Below are 21,278 nucleotides of genomic sequence, written 5' to 3'. Positions count from 1 at the left end.
CTATCACAGGCGAAGGCCGCAGCAGGCGCTGCGCCTTCATACTGGGTGGGACGCCTCTACCAGCGATAATTGGCCGAGACGGTGACGGTGCGGGCATCGCCATAACCGCAGCCGGACTGACCGTTGCAGCTCTTCACATAGGCCTTGTCGAACAGGTTGGTGACGTTGAGCGCCATGCCCCAATTACCGATCTGGTAGCGGATCGCAGCATCGACCAAGGCCGCCGACGGCACCTTCAGCGTGTTCTCGGCATTCGCATAGGAGCTGCCGACATAGCGCACGCCGGCGCCGAGCCCTATGCCTTTGAAGAAGCCCTCCGGCACGGTGTAGTCGAGCCAGGCCGAGGCGGTGACCTCGGGCACGACGACCGGCGTCCTGCCGACCAGCAGCGGGCGGGTATCCTTGGTCGTCTTCAGGTCAAAGGCGGTGAAGGAGGCGAGCAGCTTCAGGTCCTTGGTGATGTTGGCCTTGGCCTCGAACTCGAAGCCGCGCGAGGTAACTTCGCCGAGCTGCTGCTGGGCGAACGGGTTGAGCGCGGTCGGGGCCGGGTTCAGCACGTTCTGCTTGGTGATGTTGAAGACCGAGGCGGTGAACAGCGCGTCCATGAAGGTCGGCTTGTACTTCACGCCGGCCTCAAACTGCCGGCCCTCCTCCGGGCGGAAGGGCTGGCCGGGTCCGCCGAGCAGATTGGGCACGGCGTCGAAGACCGGGGTGAAGAAGGTCGCGGCGCTGACATAGGGGTGAGCCCGTTGGCGAACTCGTAGCCCAGGCCGGCGCGGCCGCTCCACGACGCTTCCTTCTTGTCATAGGTCGGCGAGAACAGCAGGCCGGCCGGGCTGACCGACTTCTTGTCGACATAGTCGTAGCGGCCGTTCAGCGTCAGCAGGAAGCCGCCGCCGAAGCGGATCTGATCCTGGGCGTAGAAGCCGATCTGATGATGCTTCAGGTCCTGGTTGAGATAGACACCGGTCGGGCCCTGCTGCGCCCCGTAGGCAGGATTGGTGACGCTGATCGTGGTCGCGCCACCCGAGGCCTGGGTGTGGTCGATGTTGAAGTACTTGTAGTCGATGCCGAAGAGCAGCGAATGCTCGAGCGGGCCGGTGACGACCTTGCCGTCGATGCGGTTGTCGATCGTGAAGGTCCGAACCCGCGTCTTCTCCTGGAAGCCGATGCGATAGAGCTGGTAATCGGGCCCGAGCGGCTGAAGCCGATCGCCGAAGGGCGCATCGGGGCCGGCATAGCCGAAGCCGTAGGGGCCGAGCTGCGAGCCCTTCATCGCGCCGTAGCGCAGATTCTGGGTGAAGTTCCAGTTGTTGGCGAACTGGTGCTGGAATTCGTAGCCGAGCAGCGTCTCGGTGCGCTCCTGATCGTCGATCGCGGGCTCGCCGAGGAAGGCTTTGCGCCGGATCTTGCCGAAGGGCGCGTTCACCACCGTGCCGACATAGGGCAGGAAGCCGCCGCCGACATGGATCTGGTCGAGCGCCGAATAGACGCCATAGGCGGTGATGCGGGTGGCGCCGGTCGGCTGATAGGTGATCTGCGGCATGATCGTGCCGCGGAAATCCTTGGCGACGTCGGTGTACTGGTCGCCACCGGAGAGCTTGCCGGTCAGGCGCGTGCTCCAGACTCCCTGCTTGTCGCTGAGGCCGACGTCGATGCCGAGATAGGCGTTGCCGAAATTGTTGATGCCGGCCTCGACATAACCAAAGTTTTCGCCGTTCGGGCGCTTGCTGACGAGATTGACGATACCGCCGGGTGTGGAGCCGCCATAGAGCACCGAAGCCGGGCCTTTCAGCACCTCGACGCGTTCGAGCAGGAACGGATTGATCTGGAAGCCGCCGAAGCCGTAGCCATAGAGCTGCAGCCCGTCCATGAAGACGCCGGTCTGCGTCGCCTGGAAGCCGCGAATGAAGATCCAGTCGGTATCGGGATCGGGGCCGAAGGCCTGGGCGGCGACGCCGGCGGTGTAGCGCAGAGCCTCGTCGACCTTGAGCGCCTTGCGGTCGTCGATCTCGTCACGACCAAGTACCGAGACCGCCTGCGGGATCGCGGTGATCGGCGTGTTCGCCTTCGAGCCTGTGGTCGAGCGCGTCGCAACATAGCCGTTGACCGGCCCGGTGGCGCCGCCCTCGCCCTCGACCGTGATTGTGTCGAGTTGGACCGTGGGAGCGGGCTGCCCCTGCGCCCAGGCCGTCCCGGCACAAAGCAGAGCAAGCGACGCAGTCGAGCCAAGAAGAAACCTAGTCTTCATCACCAGCAAGTAGCACATTTTCGATCCCGGCCCCAATAATTTCTGCCACTTCAGAACTGATCGAACTTAGAACTGTTCAAAAGCAGCATTCAGCTTTCCGTTGGGCAATATCAGTATCGCGTGAGGCGGGATTGATCGTTCCTGTCATGCATTGAATGTTCTTGGCCGCGCGTCTACAATTGCGCTGATCACGTTGCATTTTTGAACACGCGCCGAGGCGCGATCATCCGGCTCTGCGGAGGCTAAAGATGGGTTTCCAGCCGCGCATGCGCTCGGTCCGCGAAGGCATCAGCGTCATCGGCTCGCTGAAATACCGGGTATGGAATGGTGTCGTCGCCGATCTCTGGCAGGCCGAATGCCAGGCTGGCGCCAGCGGCGAATACGTCTCCGAGCATCCGCGCCTGTTCGTGGTGCTCGACAAGGTCGGCGGCAATTTCGAGACGCGGCTCAATCCGAACGAGCCCGGAATCTCCAGCCGGGCCCGCGCCAACGCGATCAGCTTCATGCCGGCCGGCTTACCCGTCTGGGGACGGACGCAGCAGCGCATGCGCATCCGCCATCTCGACCTGCATTTCGATGCCGCCACCGTCAGCGAGCGGCTCGGTGAAGCCTTGTCGCCCGAGCGGCTGGCGCAGCCGCGCATCGCCTTCTCGAACGAGCGCATCCTGACATTGGCGCGTTTGATCGCCGGCGAATGCGCCGAGCCGGATGCGCGGCACGATCTTTATGGCGACGGGCTGGTGCTCGCGGTCCTGATCGATCTCTTCGGCGTGCGCGCCAACGCGCCACGCCAGCGCGCGCCGCTGAGCAACTGGCAGCTCAAGGCGGTGACCGATTACATCAGCGAGCATGCCGCCGGCACGATCCGGCTGCAGGACCTCGCCGAGCTCGTCGGCATGTCGCAATCGCATTTCAGCCACGCTTTCAAGGCCTCGACCGGCCTGCCGCCGCATCAATGGCAGCTCAAGGCGCGAATCGAGCGCGGCCAGCGCCTGCTCGCGGCGGGCGATCGGCCGTTGACCGAGATCGCGGCCGATGCCGGCTTCTCCGACCAGGCACATTTCACCCGCGTCTTCCGCCGCATGGTCGGCGAGACACCAGCCGCTTGGCGCCGCGGCGCGACAGAGCGGCCATGAGCTAGCCAGGCCCCACCGCGCCGTCGCCCTTCCGGATGGGTGGTTCAGGGCGACGCGGCACGCACCCCGAGGAATCGTCGCGAGCTAATCGGCTCTGCCACGGGCCTCGACGGGCCACAGCTCGATCAGCCTGTCGCCCCTGACCACGTGCAGGATATCGTGCAGGTTGATCGTCGGGTCGCAATGCGGGACCGTGCATTCGACGACCGTGCCGATCGGCAAGGTGCCCCGCCCTTCCAATGGTAGGATGCGGCCGAATTCGTCGCCGCACCACTCGATCCGCCCGACCAATTCGCCGTTCAGGAAGACGCGCGGCGGCGGACCGTCGAGCGCAAAGCTCTTGCTGCCGCCATCGGTGATCGCAAAGCCAAGCGAGCTATGTCCGATCACGGTCACCGCGATGCGCAGCGCCGGACGAAACTCCGGCCCACCACGGCCATGCATGTCGACGCTGTCATAGGCCTCGTCCATGAAGACATAGGAGCCGGCCTGGATCTCGGTCAGCAGGCGATCCTCGCCGTCGAGGAGATGGCTGCCGGTGCCGCCGCCCGAGACGATCTCCGGCGCCAGCCCGGCCTCGCGCAGGGCTTCCAGCATCAATGCGAGCTGCCGGCCCATCTCCTGGTTGGCAACGCGGCGCGCAGCGAAATCGTCGATGTGCTGGACGCGGCCCTGATAAGCCTGGACGCCGCGATAGCGCAGGCCGGCCAGCCCCGAAACGAGCTTTGCCAGTTCGACCGCTTCAATAGGCATCGCGACGCCGCTCCGCTTCAACCCGACATCGAGATCGACGAAGACGTCGAAGACGGTGCCGTGCCGCCGCGCAGCCTCGGCATAGGCGGTCGCAAGATCGGCCCGGTCGACCACGACGCCGATGCGCCCGCCGGCCGCTGCGGCGCGTGCCAGGGCGTCGATCTTCGCCGGACTGGCGATCGGGGCGCTGAGCAGGAGGTCGCGGACGCCGCCCTCGAACAGCGCCAGCAATTCGCCCGGCTTGGCGCAGCAATTGCCGAGCGCCCCGGCCGCCATCTGCCGGCGGGTGATTTCGGCGCATTTATGCGATTTCGCATGCGGCCGGAGATTCAGCCCGGCCTTACGGCAGGTCTCCGCCATCAGCGTGATATTGTGCTCGAACAGATCGAGGTCGAGCACGGCTGCCGGCGTCTCCAGCCGCGCCCGGCTACCGGCTCCGCCGACAAGCGTCTGGTTGAGCGCGGCCGCTCCGAACAACGACATGGTCATGATCTGGCTCCCGCAAGCTCGGCGCGTCGACGTGTCGTGGCGGCCTGATCGACACTCACGCCGGCGGCATCAAAGACCACGCCATAGTCACGCGCGGCCCCCGCCACCGTAACCTTGCCCTCGCGCAGGTCGTCGGCGACGCGGATCGGATCGCGTTTCAGCGCATCGCCATAGCCGCCGCCGCCAGCTGCAATGAGACGGAAAACGTCTCCGGCCTGGGCCGCGAAACTCTCCATCGGCATGGTCGGCAGCTGCCGCTGGGTTCCATCGGCCCTGATCAGGATGTGGGCCGAGGGCGCGCCGGGGCTGCCGCCTTCGAAACCGAAGGGCGGATGATCGCGCCGATCGCCACGCAGCACGAAACGGACCGGCGCCAGGAAGCGGAATTCGCGGATGAGCGAGAGCCCGCCGCGGAACTCGCCCGGCCCACCCGTATCGGGCAAGAGGCCATAGCGCAGCACTTCGACCGGCATGTCGGCCTCGATCATCTCGACCGGCTGGTTGGAGAGATTGGCGGCAGGGTTGGAAATGCCTTCGATGCCGTCCTTGCCGGCGCGCGCGCCCCAGGTGCCGACCACCATCTCGTTGAGCACGAAGGGCCGCCCCTCATGCGTGCCGCCGGCGGCCAGCAGATAGGGCCCGCCCTCCGAGCCGCCCATGGCGCGTTCCGGCACGATCTGCGCCAGCGCCTGCATGATCGCGTCGAAGACGCGGTAGCCGACGACGCCGCGCGCGCCGCAAGCCGCCGGATAGCGCGGATTGACCAGGCAGCCCTCGGGCGCACGGACCGTGATCGGCCTGAGATAGCCCTCGCAGTTCGGGATGTCCTGCTGCGACAGGCAGCGGATCGCGCAGAAGGAGGCCGATTCCGGCAGCGAGATCGGGCAGTTGATCGAAGCCGCGATCTGGCCGGCGGTACCGGTGAAATCGATGTCGATCGTGTCGTCGGCGACGGTGACGGTCGCGACGATCGGTAGCGGCTCGGGATTCTCGCCGACGCCGTCGATATAGTCGGTGGCGCGGTAGACGCCGTTTGGCAGAGCGCGGATGACATCGCGCATCATCGCCTCGGCATGGTCGTGCAGCGCGTCGATATAGGCATCGAGTTCGTTCGCGCCATAGCGACCGATCAGCGTCTTCAGACCCTCCTCGGCGACATTGCACGCGGCGATCTGGGCGCGGATGTCGCCGAGCACCTCGACCGGCGAGCGTGTATTGGCCTCGAGGATGCGGAAGACCGCCTCGACCGGCGAACCGGCCTCGTAGAGCTTGAGCAGCGGAATGCGGAGGCCTTCCTGCTGGATCTCGGTGGCGTAGATCGCGACCGAGCCGGGCACGATGCCGCCGAGATCGGTGTGATGCGCGACGGTTGCGGCAAAGCCCGAGAGCCGGCCAGCGACGAAGATCGGCTTCAGGATATAGATATCCGGCAGGTGCTGGCCACCGGAACCGTAGGGGTCGTTGGCGATCAGGACGTCGCCCTGCTTCAGCCCGTCGCCATAGCGCTCCCGGACGAAGCCCATGATGCGCGGGAACGAGCAGAGCTGGATCGGCAGGGTCAGGCCCTGCGCAATCACCCTGCCCTTCGCATCGCAGAGCGCCGTCGAATAATCCATGATGTCGCGCACCACCGGCGAATAGGCCGAGCGCATCACGATCAGCGCCATCTCGTCGGCGGTCGAGGCGAGCGCGTTGCGGATCACCTCCAGGGTGATCGGGTCGATCTCGCGCATGCTCATGCGGCCTCCAGGGCGATGTCGATATTGCCGGCCTCGTCGAGCCTGGCGCTCTGGCCGGGGCCGATGACGCAGGTGCAGTCGTATTCCTCGACGACGAAGGGGCCGCGCCGCGCCGTACCATCGAGGTCGGCCCGGCTGATCACGGCGATCGAGGCTGTGGCTCCGCTAGCGTGAAAGGAGACCGGCCGGTCGGCGCGCCGCATCGGCGCCTCTGCCGCGAACTGGTGGCGCGGAGCGATCAGCGGCAGACGCACCGTCAGACGGGCGTTGACGAGATGGATCGCGTCCTTCTGCGAGCGGTGGCCATAAGTGCGCTCGTGCTCGCGGTGGAACAACTCGTTGAGCTCAGCGATATCGAAGCGTTTCGCGGGTACGGTAAGCTCATAGGCCTGGCCGACATAACGCAGGTCCGCGGCATAGCGGAATTCGGCCAGCGCGAGATCATAGCCTTCGAGCGAAAGGATGCTGCGTGCGTCCGCGCCGAGCTCGGCGAAGAGCTGCTCCAGCCCGGCATCGTTGAGCTCGCCGGGGCGATGGCGTGACGGCCGCACGAACTCCTGCTCGACATCCGACCGCAGCAGGCCGAGCGCACTGAAGACGCCGGCGGCCCGCGGGACGATGACACGGCGGATGCCGAGCGCGCTCGCGACTTCCGCGGCGACCACCGGGCCATTGCCGCCGAAGGCGACCAGGGTCGCCTGGCGCGGATCGCGACCGCGATAGGTCGAGACCGCCTTGACGGCCCGCGTCATGGTGGTGACCGCGAGCGTCAACACGCCGCGCGCCGTCTGCTGGAGGTCGAGGCCGAGCGGGCGCGCGACCTGATCGTTCAGCGCGGCGCGGCCGGCATCGGCCTGAAGCGGAAAGCTGCCGCCTGCGAGCGCGACATCGTTGATGTAGCCGAGCGTCAGGAAAGCGTCGGTCAGCGTCGCCTGCTTGCCGCCGAGGCCATAGCAGACCGGGCCAGGCCAGGCGCCGGCGCTTTGCGGGCCGACCGAGACCTGGTTCATCCTGTCTATCGCGACGATGCTGCCGCCGCCCGCGCCGATCTCGGAGACGTCGATGAACGGCATCTTGATCGGATAGCCGCCGCCCTTGACCAGCTTGCTCGACAAATTGATGCCCGCTCCGACCTCGTATTCGGTGGTGCGCGCCGGCTCGCCATGCTCGATCAGCGCCGCCTTGGCGGTGGTGCCGCCCATGTCGAAGGAGATGATGCTGGGCTCGTCGCTCCCCGAGACCAGCCGTGCGCAGGCGATGACGCCGGCAGCCGGGCCGGATTCGACCAGCGAGGCGGCGCGCTTGACCGCCGAGCCCAGCCGCATGATGCCGCCGCCGGAATGCATCATCTCGACCTGGCAGGTGACACCGATCGAGGCGAGCCGCGCCGTCAGGGCACTGGCATAGTTGCGCACGACCGGGCCGATATAGGCATTCACCACCACGGTCGAGGTGCGCTCGTATTCGCGGATCTCGGGCAGGATTTCCGAACCGCGGCAGATATAGACGCCGTCGCCAAGCTCGGCGCGCAGGATGTCTTCAGCCTCGATCTCGTGCCGGGGATTGGCGTAGGCGTGCAGGAAGCTGATCGCGACCGCCTCGACCTCCTCCTCGCGGAAGCGCCGTGCCGCCGCGACGACATCCTCTTTCGAAAGCGGGACCCGTACCGAGCCGTCAGCAGCGAGCCGCTCGCGCGCCTCAAGCCGCAAATGCCTGGCCGCGAGCGGCTTCGGCTTGTCGTATTGCAGGTCGTAGAGCACCGGGATGCGCAGCCGGCGCATTTCGAGCACGTCGCGGAAGCCCTCGGTGGTCAAAAGACCGGTGCGGGCGCCCTTGTATTCGAGGATGGCATTGGTCGCGACCGTGGTCGCATGGACGATGCCGGTGACGCGGTCGGGCGTGGTCTGGTAGTCCTCGACCAGCGCCTTCAACGCCTGGGCAATGCCGCGGCTGTAGTCGTCCGGCGTCGAGGGCACCTTGCGGGTCTCGATCAGCCCGTCGTCGCGCGCGACGACGACATCGGTGAAGGTGCCGCCGATGTCGATGCCGATCCGGTAGCTATGCTGCGCCATGGATGTCTTCCCGGGTTTCTGGAACCGCCACGCCGGCACGAACCGGCAGCGGGGTGCGCCGGCCGGCGAGGCCCTTCGGCACGGCGGCGATGAGGGCTTGCGTGTAGGGGTGCTGCGGCTGGTCGAGCACATCGAGGCAGGGCCCCTGCTCGACGATCGCGCCCTTGCGCATCACGACGATGCGGCTGCACAGCGTGCGTACCAAAGCGAGGTCGTGGCTGATGAAAAGGAGCGTCAGGCCGAGCTCGCGGGTCAGCCGCGACAGGAGGTTGATCACCTGCGCCTGCAAGGAGACGTCGAGCGCCGAGACCGGTTCGTCGGCGATCAGCACCTCCGGCTTCATCGCCAGGGCGCGCGCCAGGCCGATGCGCTGGCGCTGGCCGCCGGAAAGCTCGTGCGGCAGGCGCGGGCCGATCTCGGGACCAAGCCCGACCAGCGTCAGCAATTCGGCGATCTCGCTTTCGCGCTGCGCCTTCGGCACACCGCGCAATGCCAATGTCTCGCCAAGGCAGCGCGCCACGCTCTTGCGCGGATTCAGCGCGCTGCTCGAATCCTGGAAGACCATTTGCACGCGCCGGCGCCACGGCCCGGCATGGTTGCGCATCAGCTCCGCCATCGGGGCGCCGTCGAGCAGCACCTCGCCGGAGGTCGGCCGCGCCAATCCAACCGCGAGACCGGCCAAAGTCGACTTGCCCGAGCCGCTCTCTCCGACGATGCCGACAACGTCACCACGCATGACGTCGAGGCTGACAGCGTCGAGTGCGACGAGCCGGCTGTCGCGCCCTAGCAGACGATCGAGCAGCCCTCCTTGCGGGAAGGATTTTGTGACGCCGCGCAGCGAGAGGATCGGGCCGGTCATCGCGGCCTCCAGCAGGCGGTGCGATGTCCGGCCTCTGTGACGAGCGCCGGCATCTCGACGGCACAGGGCTCGATGGCGTCGGGACAGCGTGGCGAGAATGGGCAGCCGACTGGGAGGCGGCCGAGCCGCGGCGGCGCGCCCTCGATCGCGGTCAGCGGGCCAACCGGACCGGAGAGGCTTGGCACGCAGGCCTTGAGCAGGCTGGTATAGGGGTGGCGTGGCGCAAGCTCGATCGCCTCGACCGGGCCGTCCTCGACGACCTTGCCGCCATACATCACGACGACGCGATCGACGATCTCGGCGACAAGTTGGAGGTTATGCGAGATGAAGACGACGGCGAGACCAAGCTCCCGGCGCAGTTCGGCGATCAGGTCGACGATCTGCGCCTGCACGGTGACGTCGAGCGCGGTCGTCGGCTCGTCGGCGATGAGGAGGCGCGGCCGGCAGGCGATCGCCATCGCGATCAGCGCGCGCTGGCGCATGCCGCCGGAGAATTCGTGCGGGTAGGAGGCGAGGCGCCTGTCCGCATCGCGGATGCCGACGCGCTCCAGCGCCTCCGCCGCGATGCGCCGCGCCTCCCCGGACGAGACGCCGCGATGCGCACGGACCACGTCGGTGATCTGGCGGCCGATGGTGAGCGCCGGATTGAGCGAGCTCTGCGGGTCCTGGAAGACCATGGCGATGTCGCGTCCGCGCAGCGCCCGCATGCGGGTCTCGTCCACCGCGAGCAGATCCTCGCCGTCGAAGATCACGCGCCCGCCGGTGGTGCGCGCCGGTGCGCCGAGCAGGCGCATCACCGCGAGCATGCTGAGGCTCTTGCCCGAGCCGGATTCGCCGACGATGCCGACGGCTTCACCGGGCGCGACGGAAAAATCGACGCCCCGGACGGCCTCGACGATGCCGCCATCGACCGAGCGGAAGCCGACGCGCAATCCCTCGACGCTGAGCAAGGCGGGGCTCATGCGACCAGCGTCCTGGCTTCGCTGCGCGGATCGAACAGCTCGCGCACTGCATCGCCCAGCAGGTTGAAGCCGATCACGGTCAGCGATATCGCCAGGCCGGGGAAGACCGGCAGCCACCATTCGCCGGAATAGATCGCGCTGCGGGCGTCGGACAGCATGGTGCCCCAGCTCGGCTGCGGCGGCTGCACGCCGAGGCCGACGAAGCTGATCGAGGCCTCGATGACGATGCCGATCGCGACCAGCAGCGTGCCCTGCACGATGATCGGCGACAGGCAGTTGGGCAGCACATCGCTGGTCACGATGTCCCAATGCGCGGCGCCCTGCAGGAAGCGGGCGCGGACATAGTCGGCGCCGGCGATGCGCCTTGCCACCGCATAGGTGACGCGGGCGAAGACCGGCGAGAACAGGCAGCCGATCAGGACGACGATCTTGACCTCGTTGGGCAGGAGCAGCGGGCCGACCGGCAGCGGCCCGACGCCGAGGATGCCGACGATGGCGATCGCCCAGACCAGCAGCGGGATCGAGGCGACGCCGTCGACGATGCGCATCACGATCTGCTCGCCGAGCCCGCCCTTGTAGGCGGCGTAGATCCCGGCGGAGACGCCGATCGCTGCGCCGATCAGCACCGCGCCGATACCGACGGAGAGCGAAGCGCGGGCGCCGAAGATGATGCGGCTGAGCACGTCGCGGCCGCCCTGGTCCGTGCCGAGCCAGTGCTTGATATCGGGTGCGGCGAGCCTGTCCTCGATATTGAGCGCGAGCGGATCATAGGGCGCGATCAGCGGCGCGAAGATCGCGGCGAGCACGATCAGACCGACGATGCCGGCCCCGAGCCAGCCGCTCCAGTCGAGACCGCGGAGAGCTTTGGCGAGACCGCTCATGCCGCCGCCCTCTGGCGCGGGTCGAGCAGGCGGTTGAGCAGGTCGGCGCCGAGATTGGCGAAGACGAAGATCGCGGTGAACAGGAAGACGATGCCCTGCAGCAGCAGAAAATCGCGCTGCGAGATCGCATTGAGGAGCGCGCGCGACAGGCCGGGGATGTTGAAGACCTGCTCGATTATCAGCGCCCAGCCGAACATGTAGCCGAAGGAGAGCGCCGCGAGGTTGATCACCGGCGGCAGCGCGTTGACCAGCGCGTAGAAGACCACCTGCGACGATGACAGCCCCATGGCACGAGCCGTGCGGACATAGTCTCCGCGCAAAGTCTCCTGCAGGCTTGCCTGCGTCATCCTTGCGAGTACGGCGATGTAGTAGACCGCCAGCGAGACCGAGGGCATCAGGATGCTCTGCAGGTGCAGCGACAGCCCGGCCGAGAGCGGAAAATAGCCGCCGGGGGGCAGCCAGCGCAGATCGACAGCGAGAAAGCGGATCAGGACGATGCCGAGCCAGAAGGCCGGGATCGACAGGCCGAGCACAGCGGCAAAGCGGCTGAGCCGGTCGAAGGCCCCGCCCGGCCGAAGCGCGGCGAGAACTCCGATGCCGACGCCGCAGACCAGCGCGATGGCGAAGGCGAAGAGCACGATCGACAGCGTCACCGGCAGGGCGCCCACAATGTCGGTCGCAACGTCGCGACCGGTAACGAAGGACTTGCCGAAATCCCCGCGCATGACGTCGCCGAGCCAGGAGGCATATTGCGACAGGAAGGGCCGGTCGAGGCCGTGGGTCTGCTCGAACTGCGCGATCTGCTCGGTGGTCGCGTCGGCCCCGAGCACGATCCGGGCCGGGGAGCCCGGACCGGAGCGTGTCAGCGCGAACAGCGCGAGGCCGACGAAGAGCAGCGTGCCGATCGAGGAGAGGATGCGGCCTGCGACGAGGCTGAGCATGGCAGGCTCGCTCAGACCTTGATCTCGCCGGGGGCGATGGTCAGGCCCTGGTTGACCTTCACATCCTGGAGCGCCTGGCGCCAGAGATTGGAGGCGTGGACATAGCCAAGCACGCCGATCGGCGCGTCGCGGGCGGCGAGCGCCTGCAGCTTGCCATAGGCCTCCTTGAGCTTGGCTTCCTCGGTCTCGGCGAAGGCCGCCGCGAGCGTCTGGTTGAATTCAGGATTGTTGTAGCCGGTGCTCTTCGACAGCACCTGCTCGGGCGTCAGGCAGACCTGCATGATGTAGCTCGGCTCGCCCGGCGACATGAAGACCTGCAGCGCTGCCTGGTGCTCGCCGCGGATCGCCTGCTGGATCAGCACCGAGAACTCGTAGACTTTGAGGTTGACCTTGATGCCTATCTTGGCGAGCTGCGCCTGCACAAAGATCGCCGCATCCTTGGTGTCGAGCAGATAGGGCTCGGCCTGGATGCTGAGGTCGAACTCGGCACCGGTGGCGTATTTCGACTTGGCGAGCATGGCTTTCGCCTTGTCGATGTCGAAGGCGAGCTCCTTGTCGGCCTCGGCGTTGAACCACCAGCCGCGCGAAGGCGCCGGCACGGCCGAGGGCTCGAGCAGCCCGTAATAGACCTTCTCGCCGATCGTCTTGCGGTCGATGGCGCAGGAGACCGCCTTGCGGAAGTTCACGTCGTCGAAGGGCGCTTTCAGGTTGTTGGTGTACATCAGGAGCGCCCCGCCCAGCGTCGGACGAGAGGCGCCGGTGACGCCGGGCATGGTCTTCAGGCGATTGAACTCGCGCGGCGGCGGGGCGCTGATCAGGTCGACCTGACCGGTGAGCAGATAGGCGACGCGGGTGGCGTCTTCCGGGATCATCTTGACGACGAGCCGGTCCCAATGCGGCAGGCCCTTGCGCCAGTAGTTCGGGTTCTTCCTGAAGCTGATATAGTCGTTCGGCTTCCACTCCTCGAAAACGCCGAAGCCGGTACCGACGCCGGCGGGGCGCGACTTGAAATAGTCGTCGCCATGCTCCTTGCGCGAGCCGGCCGGGTAGATGCCCATGTATTTGGTCAGGAAATAGAGCCAGGGCCCATAGGGCTCCGACAGCTCGAACTGCACCTTGAGCGGATCCAGCACCGTGACCTTGGTGATGCGGGTGAAGAGCGAGCGGCGTGCCGCCTTGTTGGCGGGGTCGAGCAGATAGTCGAAGGAGTATTTCACGTCCTCCGCCGTCATCTTCTTGCCGTTGTGGAAGGTGACGTCGTCGCGCAAGTCGAAGGTGTAGGTCTTCTTGTCGGCCGAGATCACCGGCAGCGCCTTGGCAAGCTGCGGCTTCAGCACGCCGTCGACATCGTATTCGACCAAATTCTCGAACACGGTCTGGCCGAGCACCATGGCATCGTGATTGAGCTGGTTTATCGGATCGATGGTGATCGGATTGCTCGGCAGGACGATGGTCAGCGTCTTGCCACTGGTCGGTTGGGCGTGGAGCAGGCTCGCGGGCAAGAGGCCGCCAAGGGCGCCGCCTGCTGCGGCTGCAAGAAATGCACGGCGATTTGTCGGCACGGTCAGCATCGGAGTCCCCCTTGTTTTATGGCAATGCCTTGGCGGCGCCGGAGGCCGGCGCCGCGCCGAACGAGGGAAAGCTAGAGCGCCGGGGCGGCGAATAAAAATAAGAAGTGCTTGCTGCTCGATTGTCTCCGGCTATCGTCTTGGCGATGCGCTACACCTTTGGTCAGGCCGAGGCGTTCTACTGGGTCGCCCGATTGGGCGGCTTCCGCGCTGCCGCCCAGCATCTCAACCTGTCGCAGCCGACGGTCAGCCTGCGCATCAAGGAGCTCGAGCGCATCCTCGGCGGTGAATTGTTCGACCGCTCACATTATCGCCCGGTGCCGACGACACTGGGCAATACGATCTATGCCGATATCGAGCGCATGCTGGCCCATGCCGAGCAGGTGCAGCGCCACAGCAAGGACGGGCTGCGCGGGCGCGCCCTGTTGCGCATCGGCGCGGCCGATTCCTTCGCCGCCGCCATCCTGCCCTCTTTGCTGGCGGCATTGGCGCAGCGCCATGCCGAGCTGCAGGTCGATGTGACCGTCGATTTCAGCACGAAGCTCGAACAACTCCTGCTCGATCGCTCGATCGACATCGCCTTCCTATCGCAACCGCGCGCGCATCAGGGGATCACCATCGTGCCGCTCTGGCTGATCGATCTCGTCTGGGTGATCGGCGAGGGTCTGCCCTTCCCCGGGAACGTGGCGACGCCGGAGAACCTCGTCGATCTGCCGATTTTCACCAACGGCTCGCCATCGGGCCTGTTCACCACCATCCAGATGTGGTTCGGGGCGCGCGGGCTGAGACCGCGCCGGCTCAACACCTGCAATCCGCTGACCGTGATCGCCCGTCTCGCCAGTGCCGGCACAGGCGCCGCGATGATCCCGCGCGAGATGATCCACCTCTCCGGCGAAAAGCTGTCGCTGCGGGTGCTGGAGGCCGATCCGCCGATCCCGGCGCATAATCTCTGCGCGATGTGGTGGAACAACGAATCCGCCGACGAATGCGGCTATCTCGCCAACCTCGCGCGCGAGATCGCGGCTCGCAGCACGCAACCACCCAATCCTTGAAACCAGACCAGTTCGAATATCCGGTATACGCGCCTGACGTGTGCCCATAATATCGGCAGGAGAGCAGAGTCGGCTCGTCAGCGAGCGGGGTGTCCGGCGTGAAGACAGGTCTGTCCCGCAGAGGCTTCCTGAAGGCCGGAGCCGCCGGCGTCGCCATCAAGATTTCACTGCTGCCCTCGGCCACCCAGGCGGAGCTGATCGAGACACCGCCGCGTCCCGGCGTCGATTGGCTGACCGGCGGCAAGCCGAAATACCGGCTCGACGCCATCGCCAAGGTCACTGGCGGCAAGACCTTCACCCGCGACTATCGCGCCCGCGATCTCAACGGCTGGCCGAAGGAGCAGGCGCACGCCTTCATGCTGCATGCGACGCGGGCCGACCGCGTCTTCGATAGCGTCGATCTCAGCCTGCTCGGCGAGGAGTTGAAGCCGGACCGGCTGGTGCTGCAGGAGGACCTCGTCGCCGACGGCGTCGCGATGCCGGCGCCGTGGCCGGGCTTCTATGGCGACGTCTTCTTCGTACCGAAGGGCCAGACGGCCCGGCTGCTCGGCCAGCCCGTCGCGATGCTGATCTATCACGACTTCGCCCGCTATGACGCGGCCAAGCGCAAGCTGCGCTTCAACGACAAGGTCGTGCGCTACGGCGCTGAGGGGCCTTCGACTACGCCCGGCCCCTATGGCGCGGCGCGTTATGTCCGGATCGACGGCGGCAATCCCGATGCCGAGGACCGTTATTCCGCGCTCAAGGACACGACGATCCGCGCCGGCTTCAAGGGCACCGAGCCGCAATGGCCCGCTCCCGGCGACAGCGACGCCGTGGCGCGCGGCATGGCGGCGGCGGCCGAGATCGAGCGCGAGATCGCCAATGCCGGCGATGACGCGCTGGTGCTGCGGCGCTCCTATTCGACCCAGTCGGTCGATGCCTCCGCCATGGAAGCCGATAACGGCAATGTCTGGTACGAGCGCGGGACCGGCGTCCTGCATGCGCTGATCGCGACGCAGTCGCCGCACGAGGTCGCCGAGATGGCGGCCCATATGCTGTCGAAGTCGAAATTCCCGCTCGGAAGCATCGATTTCAAGATCGGCTACACCGTCGGTTACGGCACCAAGGACCACGCGATCTTCCCGTTCTTCTGCGTGCTCGCCGGCCTCTACGGCGAGGGGCGCCCAGTCCGGCTCGCCAATGACCGCTACGAGCAGTTCCAGACCGCGCTGAAGCGCCATGCCTTCCAGATGGAAAAGGTCATGGTCATCGATCGCAAGACCGGCAAGTTCCGGGCGATGACCGGGCGCTACCGCAACGACGGCGGCGGGCGCGAGAACTTCTCGGTCTCGGTCGGCACTGTCGGCGCAACCGCGGCGCAGTCGATCTATTACCTGCCGAAGAGCGACTTCTCCGCCGCGATCATGTCGTCGCGCGCGGTCGATGCCGGCTCGATGCGTGGCTACGGCACGCTCCAGACGATGGCGGCGACCGAGATGATGGTCGACGAGGCCGCCGAGGCGCTCGGCCTCGATCCGATGGAGTTCCGCCGGCGCAATGCGCTGAAGTCGGGCATGAAGAACTCGCAGGGCGCGATTCCCTCGGGGGCGCTGCGCCATGACGAGATCCTGGCGAAGGCGGAAAAGCATCCGCTCTGGGCCAACCGCCAAAAGCGAAAGGCCGAATTCGAGGCCGCCAATCCCGGCAAGAAGTACGGCGTCGGCTACGGCCATGTGCATAAGGACTATGGCACCGGTGCCGAGGCTGCGCTCTGCGCGCTCGAATTCGATGCGAGCGGGCGCCTCAAGCTGTCGCATGTTGCGCACGAGATCGGCACGGGTGCGACGACCTCGCAGGCGGTGATGGCGGCCACCATCCTCGGCAAGCAGCCCGACGAGACCGAGTTCGGCAAGGTGCGCTGGCCGCAAATGCCGCTCGAGACCAGCGACGAGCCCTATACGCTGTCGCAGGAGGAGGAAGACAGGCGGATGGCCAATCCGCGCTGGACGCCGAGCTTCACCTCACCGATGAGCGCTTCCAACAGCGTCTACTATCTCGGCCATGCGACGCGCGAAGCCGCCCGCGCGCTGGTCGATCTGGCGATCTGGCCGGCGGCGCGCTCGCTCTGGTCGCGCGGCATCGGCGGCGGCCAGCTGGCACCCGAGGCGGTGCGCCGCGAGGATTTGCGCATCGTCCGTGGCACGATCAACGCGGCCGCCATGCAGCCCCTGTCCTTTGCCGAGGTCGCGGCCGAAGCGCATCGGCTCGGCCTGGTCACCGGCATCACCGTGCACAGCTTTAACCGCTGGCAGTGGGCGGAAGCGGAGTTCGAGCTGCCGGGCGCCGGGCGGCGGCGCTTCGCCATCGACGCGCTGGCGGTGAAGTATGGAGAGGGCGCGCCAAGCGAGCGCAAGGCGCTGATGACGCAGGGCGGCTGGCATTTCGTCGAGCGGACTTCCGTCTCCTATCCGCCGGCGCAGCGCAACAATGCCGGCGTCACCTATTACGCGCCGATGGCGACGCTGGCCGAGATCGTCGTCGACACCGGCAGTGGCGAGGTCAGCCTGCTCTCGCATCACTCCATCCTCGAATGCGGCAACCAGATCGTGCCGGAGCTGGTTGCCGGCCAGATCCAGGGCGGGCTCGCCATGGGCATCGGCCATGCCCTGAAGGAGTACCTGCCGCTCTATGAGGATGGGCCGGGCAACGGCACCTGGAACTGGAACCGTTACGAATTGCCGACTTCCAGAGATGTCGCGGTCTGGAAGCAGACGGCGGAGGTGCTGCCGCCGCTCTCCGACACCGATCCGCCCAAGGGCATGGCCGAAGTGGTGATGATCGCCATCGTGGCGGCGATCGTGAACGCCGTCGCCCACGCCATCGGCAAGCGCTTCTATACCCTGCCGCTCACGCCCGAGAGGATCCGAGAGGCGCTGGCATGACGATCGCGACCCAGAAGCTCTCCCTGACCATCAACGACAAGGCCGTCGGACCGATCGACGTGCCCGAGACGATGATGATGCAGGACTTCCTCTACGAGTACCTCAACCTGACCGGCTCGCGCATGGGCTGCGGCCAGGGCATCTGCCATGCCTGCACCGTGGTGCTGGAGAAGGCGGACGGCTCGCTCGAGGAGATGCGGACCTGCATCACCGGCGCGCACTGGTTCGCCGGCCGCAAGGTCAGGACGGTCGAGGGGCAGGCCAAGCGCGACGGCAATGGCGCGATCACCGAGCTCTCGCCGGTCCAGCAGGCCTTCATCGAGCATTTCTCGTTCCAGTGCGGCTATTGCACCCCCGGCTTCGTCACCGGCGCGACGGTGTTGCTCGACCAGCTCAGGCGCAATCCCGTCAAGCGCGAGGCGCTGGAGCAGGTGATCAGCGAGGCGCTCGACCGCCATATCTGCCGCTGCACCGGCTATGTCCGCTATTTTGAAGCGGTGCGCGATCTCGTCCTCAGGACCCCCGGCTTGGTGAAGGCGTAAGGCTGATGGCGAGGAAGCTGCTTCTGGCCGCTCTGGCGGTCGCTGTCGTCGGTGCGCTCGCGGCGGGGGCCGTCTTCCTTGGCCTGTTCGAGCGTAGCGTCGTCGCCAGGGAGATCGAGCAGCCGCTATCAGCCGAGCAGATGAAGGGCCTCGCCAAGCGCGGCGCCTATGTCGCCGTTGCGGCCGATTGCTATGCCTGCCATGTCGTCAAGGGCGGCGCGCCCTGGGCTGGCGGTCTGCCGTTCGAGACACCGCTCGGGACGATCTTCTCGACCAATATCTCGCCGGACAAGGAATACGGCATTGGCGCCTGGACGCGGGCCGAGTTTCACCGCGCCGTACGCGACGGCGTCGGCAAGCACGGCCATCTCTATCCGGCGATGCCCTATGCCTCCTATCGCAAGCTGACGGCCGAGGATGTCGATGCGGTCTATGCCTTCCTGATGAGCCGCGAGCCGATGAAGGTGGCGAACCGCGCCAACCATATGCCGTTCCCGCTCAACATCCGGCAGGGGCTGACCTTCTGGAACCTGGTCAACCTCTCCTCCGACACCAAGAGCGAGGTCGCCGGGCGCTCGGCGCTTTGGAACCGCGGCCGCTACCTGACCGACGCGCTCGCCCATTGCGGCGAGTGTCATACGCCGCGAAACCTCGCCATGGGCATGAAGCAGAGCGCCTATCTCCAGGGCTCGGAGCTCGAAGGCGTGATCGCGCCTGATATCACCAAGGCCGGGCTGACGCGGATGGGCTTCGACCCGCTGGTGTTCGCGGGCTTCATGAAGTCGGGCATCTCGGCACAGGGCGCGATGACCAACCAGATGTTCGAGGTCGTCCACTTCTCGACCCAGTATTTCACCGCCGAGGACCTCGCAGCGATGTCGGCCTATCTCTTCGACCTCGACAAGCTGCCGGAGAGTGTGACGCCGCCAACGCCACCGCAGCCGGTGGCCGTCTCCGCCGAGGTCGCAACCTCCGCTCGCGCCAGCTATCTCGGCGTCTGCGCCAGCTGCCATGGCGTCGAGGGGCAAGGCATCCCGCATGTCGTGGTGCCGCTGGCGACCAATGCCTCGCTGCGGCTGGCCGATGCGCGCAACCTCAACAAGGTCATCCTCGCCGGCATCCCGGCCCAGCGCTTCCCCGGGCTCGAACGCATGCAGCCCATGCCGGGCTTCGCCGGCCAGCTCTCGGATCAGCAGGTCGCCGACCTCTCCAACTGGCTGCGCGCGAACTGGGGCGGCCAGCAACCGAGCGTCACGGCGGACGAGGTCAAGCGGCTGCGCTGATCCGGGCGCGTAGTTCCGAAGCTTCACGGCCCCCGGCGCGAGGCAGCGCGGATCGCGCGCGCCAGAAGTTCGGTGCCGGGTCGGATCGGGCCATCTGCCCGCATCGTCAAGCCAACCGGGCCCAGCGTCTCCGCCGTGTCGACCGGCAGGGCGACCAGTGTCCCATCGGCGAGGTCGTTGGCCACGACGCCGGCCGAGATGATCCAGACCGCGTCATTCGCCCGCAGGAAAGCGCGCGCGAACGCATCCGACACGGTTTCGATCTGCCGGGGAACGGCATGCACGCCGTTGGCGATCAACAGCCGGTCGACACAGGGCCGGATGATCGAGGCTGGAGGCGGCATCAGCACGAGATGGTCGACGATCCGCTCCAGAACCGAGCCCGAGGCCCGCGACAATGGATGCCCAGGGCGCACGACAAAGCGGACGGCCTCCGAGTAGAGATGCTCGAAGGACAGGCCGACCATCAACTCGGTGGCCGCCAGCCGCCCGACCACGAGATCGAGCGCGCCCTGGCGAAGCTGTTCGAGGATCGCGGCGTTCTCGCCGGTGACGATCCGGACCCGCCGCTCAGGCTGATCCTGCAGGAAGAGCTCGATCGCGCGCGGCATGATCAGCGACGACACCGTCGGCAGGGCGCCGACGCGGATCGGTTGGAGCTCGCCGGCGCGCCCGTCCGAAACGGAATCCAGACCCTGCCTGACCGAGACGAGCGCCGCCCCGGCATGGCGCAGGAAGACCTCGCCGTGATTGGTCAACCGGATGCCCCGGCCTTCACGTTCGTAGACGGGGACGCCGAGGCTCTCCTCCAGCTCGCGCATCGTCTTGGTGACCGCAGGCTGGCTGACATGGAGCGCATGCGCTGCCTTCTGGACGCTCCTCTGCCGGGCGACCTCGACAAAGGCTTCGAGATGGCGGAGCTTGATTGGCAGGCTCAAATCATAACCTAATGGTTATTTCATACTCCAGAAATATCATTTTACATAACCAAACTGAAGCGTCATTTTTCGCGAAACGGGAGGATGGCAGCATCGTGTTCGCGCGTATCAACGGCGTTTGCCTGCACTATCGCCATGAGCCCGCGCCGGGCCGGCCTGTGCTGGTCTTCATCAATTCGCTCGGGACGGATTTCCGCATCTGGCAGGATGTCGCTGACAGGCTGGCCGGCCAGCTCGGTTTTGTATTCTACGACAAGCGCGGCCATGGCCTGAGCGAGCTCGGCGACGCTCCGGTCAGCATCGAGACCTATGCAGCCGACCTCGCAGCTCTGCTCGACCATCTCGGCATTACCCGCGCGACGCTGTGCGGGCTCTCGATCGGCGGACTAATCGCACAGGGACTCTACAAGGCGCGGCCCGACCTCGTCGACAGGCTGATCCTCTGCGATACGGCGGCGAAAATCGGCACGGCGCAGTCGTGGAACGATCGTATCGCGGCGACGCTGTCGACCGGGATCACCGGCTTTGCCGACGGCGTGATGGAGAAATGGTTCACGCCGGACTTCCACCAGCGCCGCAGCGCTGAGCTCGCCGGCTACAAGGCGATGCTCTCCCGGCAATTGCCCGCGGGCTACGCGGCAGCCTGCGCAGCGCTCCGCGATGCTGACTACTCGGCTGCTGCGGCTGCGATCGACGTACCGACACTGGTGGTCGTCGGCGATCAGGACGGCTCGACACCGCCTGATCTCGTGCGAGGCCTCGCCGATGCCATTCCGGGCGCGCGCTTCGCGATCATCGCCGGCGCGGGACACATCCCCTGCGTCGAGCAGCCGGCCGCGCTGTCGGCCCTCATCGCCGATTTCATGACGAGCCACCGCGGAGTGTAGG

At 66.6% G+C, this 21,278-nt stretch carries 15 protein-coding genes and 1 pseudogene; 6 read left to right on the top strand and 10 right to left on the bottom strand.

What is annotated here, in order from left to right:
- Positions 1 to 56: 56 nt before the first annotated feature.
- Positions 57 to 2,251: pseudogene (locus tag QO058_RS19295) on the bottom strand (TonB-dependent siderophore receptor).
- Between the two features lie 248 nt (positions 2,252 to 2,499).
- Here QO058_RS19295 and QO058_RS19290 point away from each other — a divergent pair.
- Positions 2,500 to 3,387: a helix-turn-helix domain-containing protein gene (locus QO058_RS19290; RefSeq protein ID WP_284167880.1), complete on the top strand. Its 888-nt coding sequence runs from the start codon at positions 2,500 to 2,502 to the stop codon at positions 3,385 to 3,387.
- Positions 3,388 to 3,471: 84 nt separating this feature from the next.
- Here QO058_RS19290 and QO058_RS19285 read toward each other — a convergent pair whose 3' ends face one another.
- From QO058_RS19285 to QO058_RS19250, 8 genes are read right to left on the bottom strand one after another with little or no spacing between them, the layout of a single operon-like run.
- Positions 3,472 to 4,629, bottom strand: a complete 1,158-nt coding sequence (locus QO058_RS19285) for a DSD1 family PLP-dependent enzyme (RefSeq protein ID WP_284167879.1) — start codon at positions 4,627 to 4,629, stop codon at positions 3,472 to 3,474.
- Positions 4,626 to 6,368, bottom strand: coding sequence for a hydantoinase B/oxoprolinase family protein (locus QO058_RS19280; RefSeq protein WP_284167878.1), 1,743 nt, complete (start codon positions 6,366 to 6,368; stop codon positions 4,626 to 4,628). Before QO058_RS19280 ends, QO058_RS19285 begins: the two co-directional genes overlap by 4 nt.
- Positions 6,365 to 8,440: a hydantoinase/oxoprolinase family protein gene (locus QO058_RS19275; protein WP_284167877.1), complete on the bottom strand. Its 2,076-nt coding sequence runs from the start codon at positions 8,438 to 8,440 to the stop codon at positions 6,365 to 6,367. The genes QO058_RS19280 and QO058_RS19275 overlap by 4 nt, the downstream gene beginning before the upstream one ends.
- Complete coding sequence (locus tag QO058_RS19270) at positions 8,427 to 9,299, bottom strand: ATP-binding cassette domain-containing protein (protein WP_284167876.1); 873 nt, start codon at positions 9,297 to 9,299, stop codon at positions 8,427 to 8,429. Before QO058_RS19270 ends, QO058_RS19275 begins: the two co-directional genes overlap by 14 nt.
- The gene (locus QO058_RS19265; RefSeq protein ID WP_284167875.1) at positions 9,296 to 10,261 is read right to left on the bottom strand and encodes an ABC transporter ATP-binding protein; all 966 of its coding nucleotides are present in this window, start codon (positions 10,259 to 10,261) and stop codon (positions 9,296 to 9,298) included. The genes QO058_RS19270 and QO058_RS19265 overlap by 4 nt, the downstream gene beginning before the upstream one ends.
- Positions 10,258 to 11,142, bottom strand: coding sequence for an ABC transporter permease (locus QO058_RS19260; protein ID WP_284167874.1), 885 nt, complete (start codon positions 11,140 to 11,142; stop codon positions 10,258 to 10,260). The genes QO058_RS19265 and QO058_RS19260 overlap by 4 nt, the downstream gene beginning before the upstream one ends.
- A complete protein-coding gene (locus QO058_RS19255; RefSeq protein ID WP_284167873.1) occupies positions 11,139 to 12,083 on the bottom strand; it encodes an ABC transporter permease in 945 nt (314 codons plus the stop codon). Before QO058_RS19255 ends, QO058_RS19260 begins: the two co-directional genes overlap by 4 nt.
- A gap of 11 nt (positions 12,084 to 12,094) precedes the next feature.
- Complete coding sequence (locus QO058_RS19250) at positions 12,095 to 13,654, bottom strand: ABC transporter substrate-binding protein (RefSeq protein ID WP_284167872.1); 1,560 nt, start codon at positions 13,652 to 13,654, stop codon at positions 12,095 to 12,097.
- Positions 13,655 to 13,797: 143 nt separating this feature from the next.
- Here QO058_RS19250 and QO058_RS19245 point away from each other — a divergent pair, with 143 nt between their 5' ends.
- The 4 genes from QO058_RS19245 (at position 13,798) to QO058_RS19230 (ending at position 19,452) form a co-directional block, all read left to right on the top strand.
- Positions 13,798 to 14,703 carry a LysR family transcriptional regulator gene (locus QO058_RS19245; RefSeq protein WP_284172951.1) on the top strand — a complete coding sequence of 302 codons (906 nt, stop codon included), beginning with the start codon at positions 13,798 to 13,800 and terminating at the stop codon, positions 14,701 to 14,703.
- 98 nt (positions 14,704 to 14,801) lie between these two features.
- Positions 14,802 to 17,627, top strand: a complete 2,826-nt coding sequence (locus QO058_RS19240) for a xanthine dehydrogenase family protein molybdopterin-binding subunit (RefSeq protein ID WP_284167871.1) — start codon at positions 14,802 to 14,804, stop codon at positions 17,625 to 17,627.
- The gene (locus QO058_RS19235) at positions 17,624 to 18,169 is read left to right on the top strand and encodes a (2Fe-2S)-binding protein (RefSeq protein WP_284167870.1); all 546 of its coding nucleotides are present in this window, start codon (positions 17,624 to 17,626) and stop codon (positions 18,167 to 18,169) included. Before QO058_RS19240 ends, QO058_RS19235 begins: the two co-directional genes overlap by 4 nt.
- 5 nt (positions 18,170 to 18,174) lie before the next feature.
- Positions 18,175 to 19,452, top strand: a complete 1,278-nt coding sequence (locus QO058_RS19230; protein WP_284167869.1) for a cytochrome c — start codon at positions 18,175 to 18,177, stop codon at positions 19,450 to 19,452.
- 23 nt (positions 19,453 to 19,475) lie between these two features.
- Here QO058_RS19230 and pcaQ read toward each other — a convergent pair whose 3' ends face one another.
- On the bottom strand, positions 19,476 to 20,390 hold the full coding sequence (gene pcaQ, locus QO058_RS19225; RefSeq protein WP_284167868.1) for a pca operon transcription factor PcaQ: 915 nt from the start codon (positions 20,388 to 20,390) through the stop codon (positions 19,476 to 19,478).
- A 92-nt stretch (positions 20,391 to 20,482) separates the two neighbouring features.
- Between pcaQ and pcaD the strand changes: the two genes are divergently transcribed.
- Positions 20,483 to 21,277, top strand: a complete 795-nt coding sequence (gene pcaD, locus QO058_RS19220) for a 3-oxoadipate enol-lactonase (RefSeq protein WP_284172950.1) — start codon at positions 20,483 to 20,485, stop codon at positions 21,275 to 21,277.
- Position 21,278 lies beyond the last annotated feature (1 nt).

The sequence above is a fragment of the Bosea vestrisii genome, from assembly GCF_030144325.1.
GTDB lineage: Bacteria > Pseudomonadota > Alphaproteobacteria > Rhizobiales > Beijerinckiaceae > Allobosea > Allobosea vestrisii_A.
This window is presented reverse-complemented; position numbering and strand designations above follow the sequence as displayed.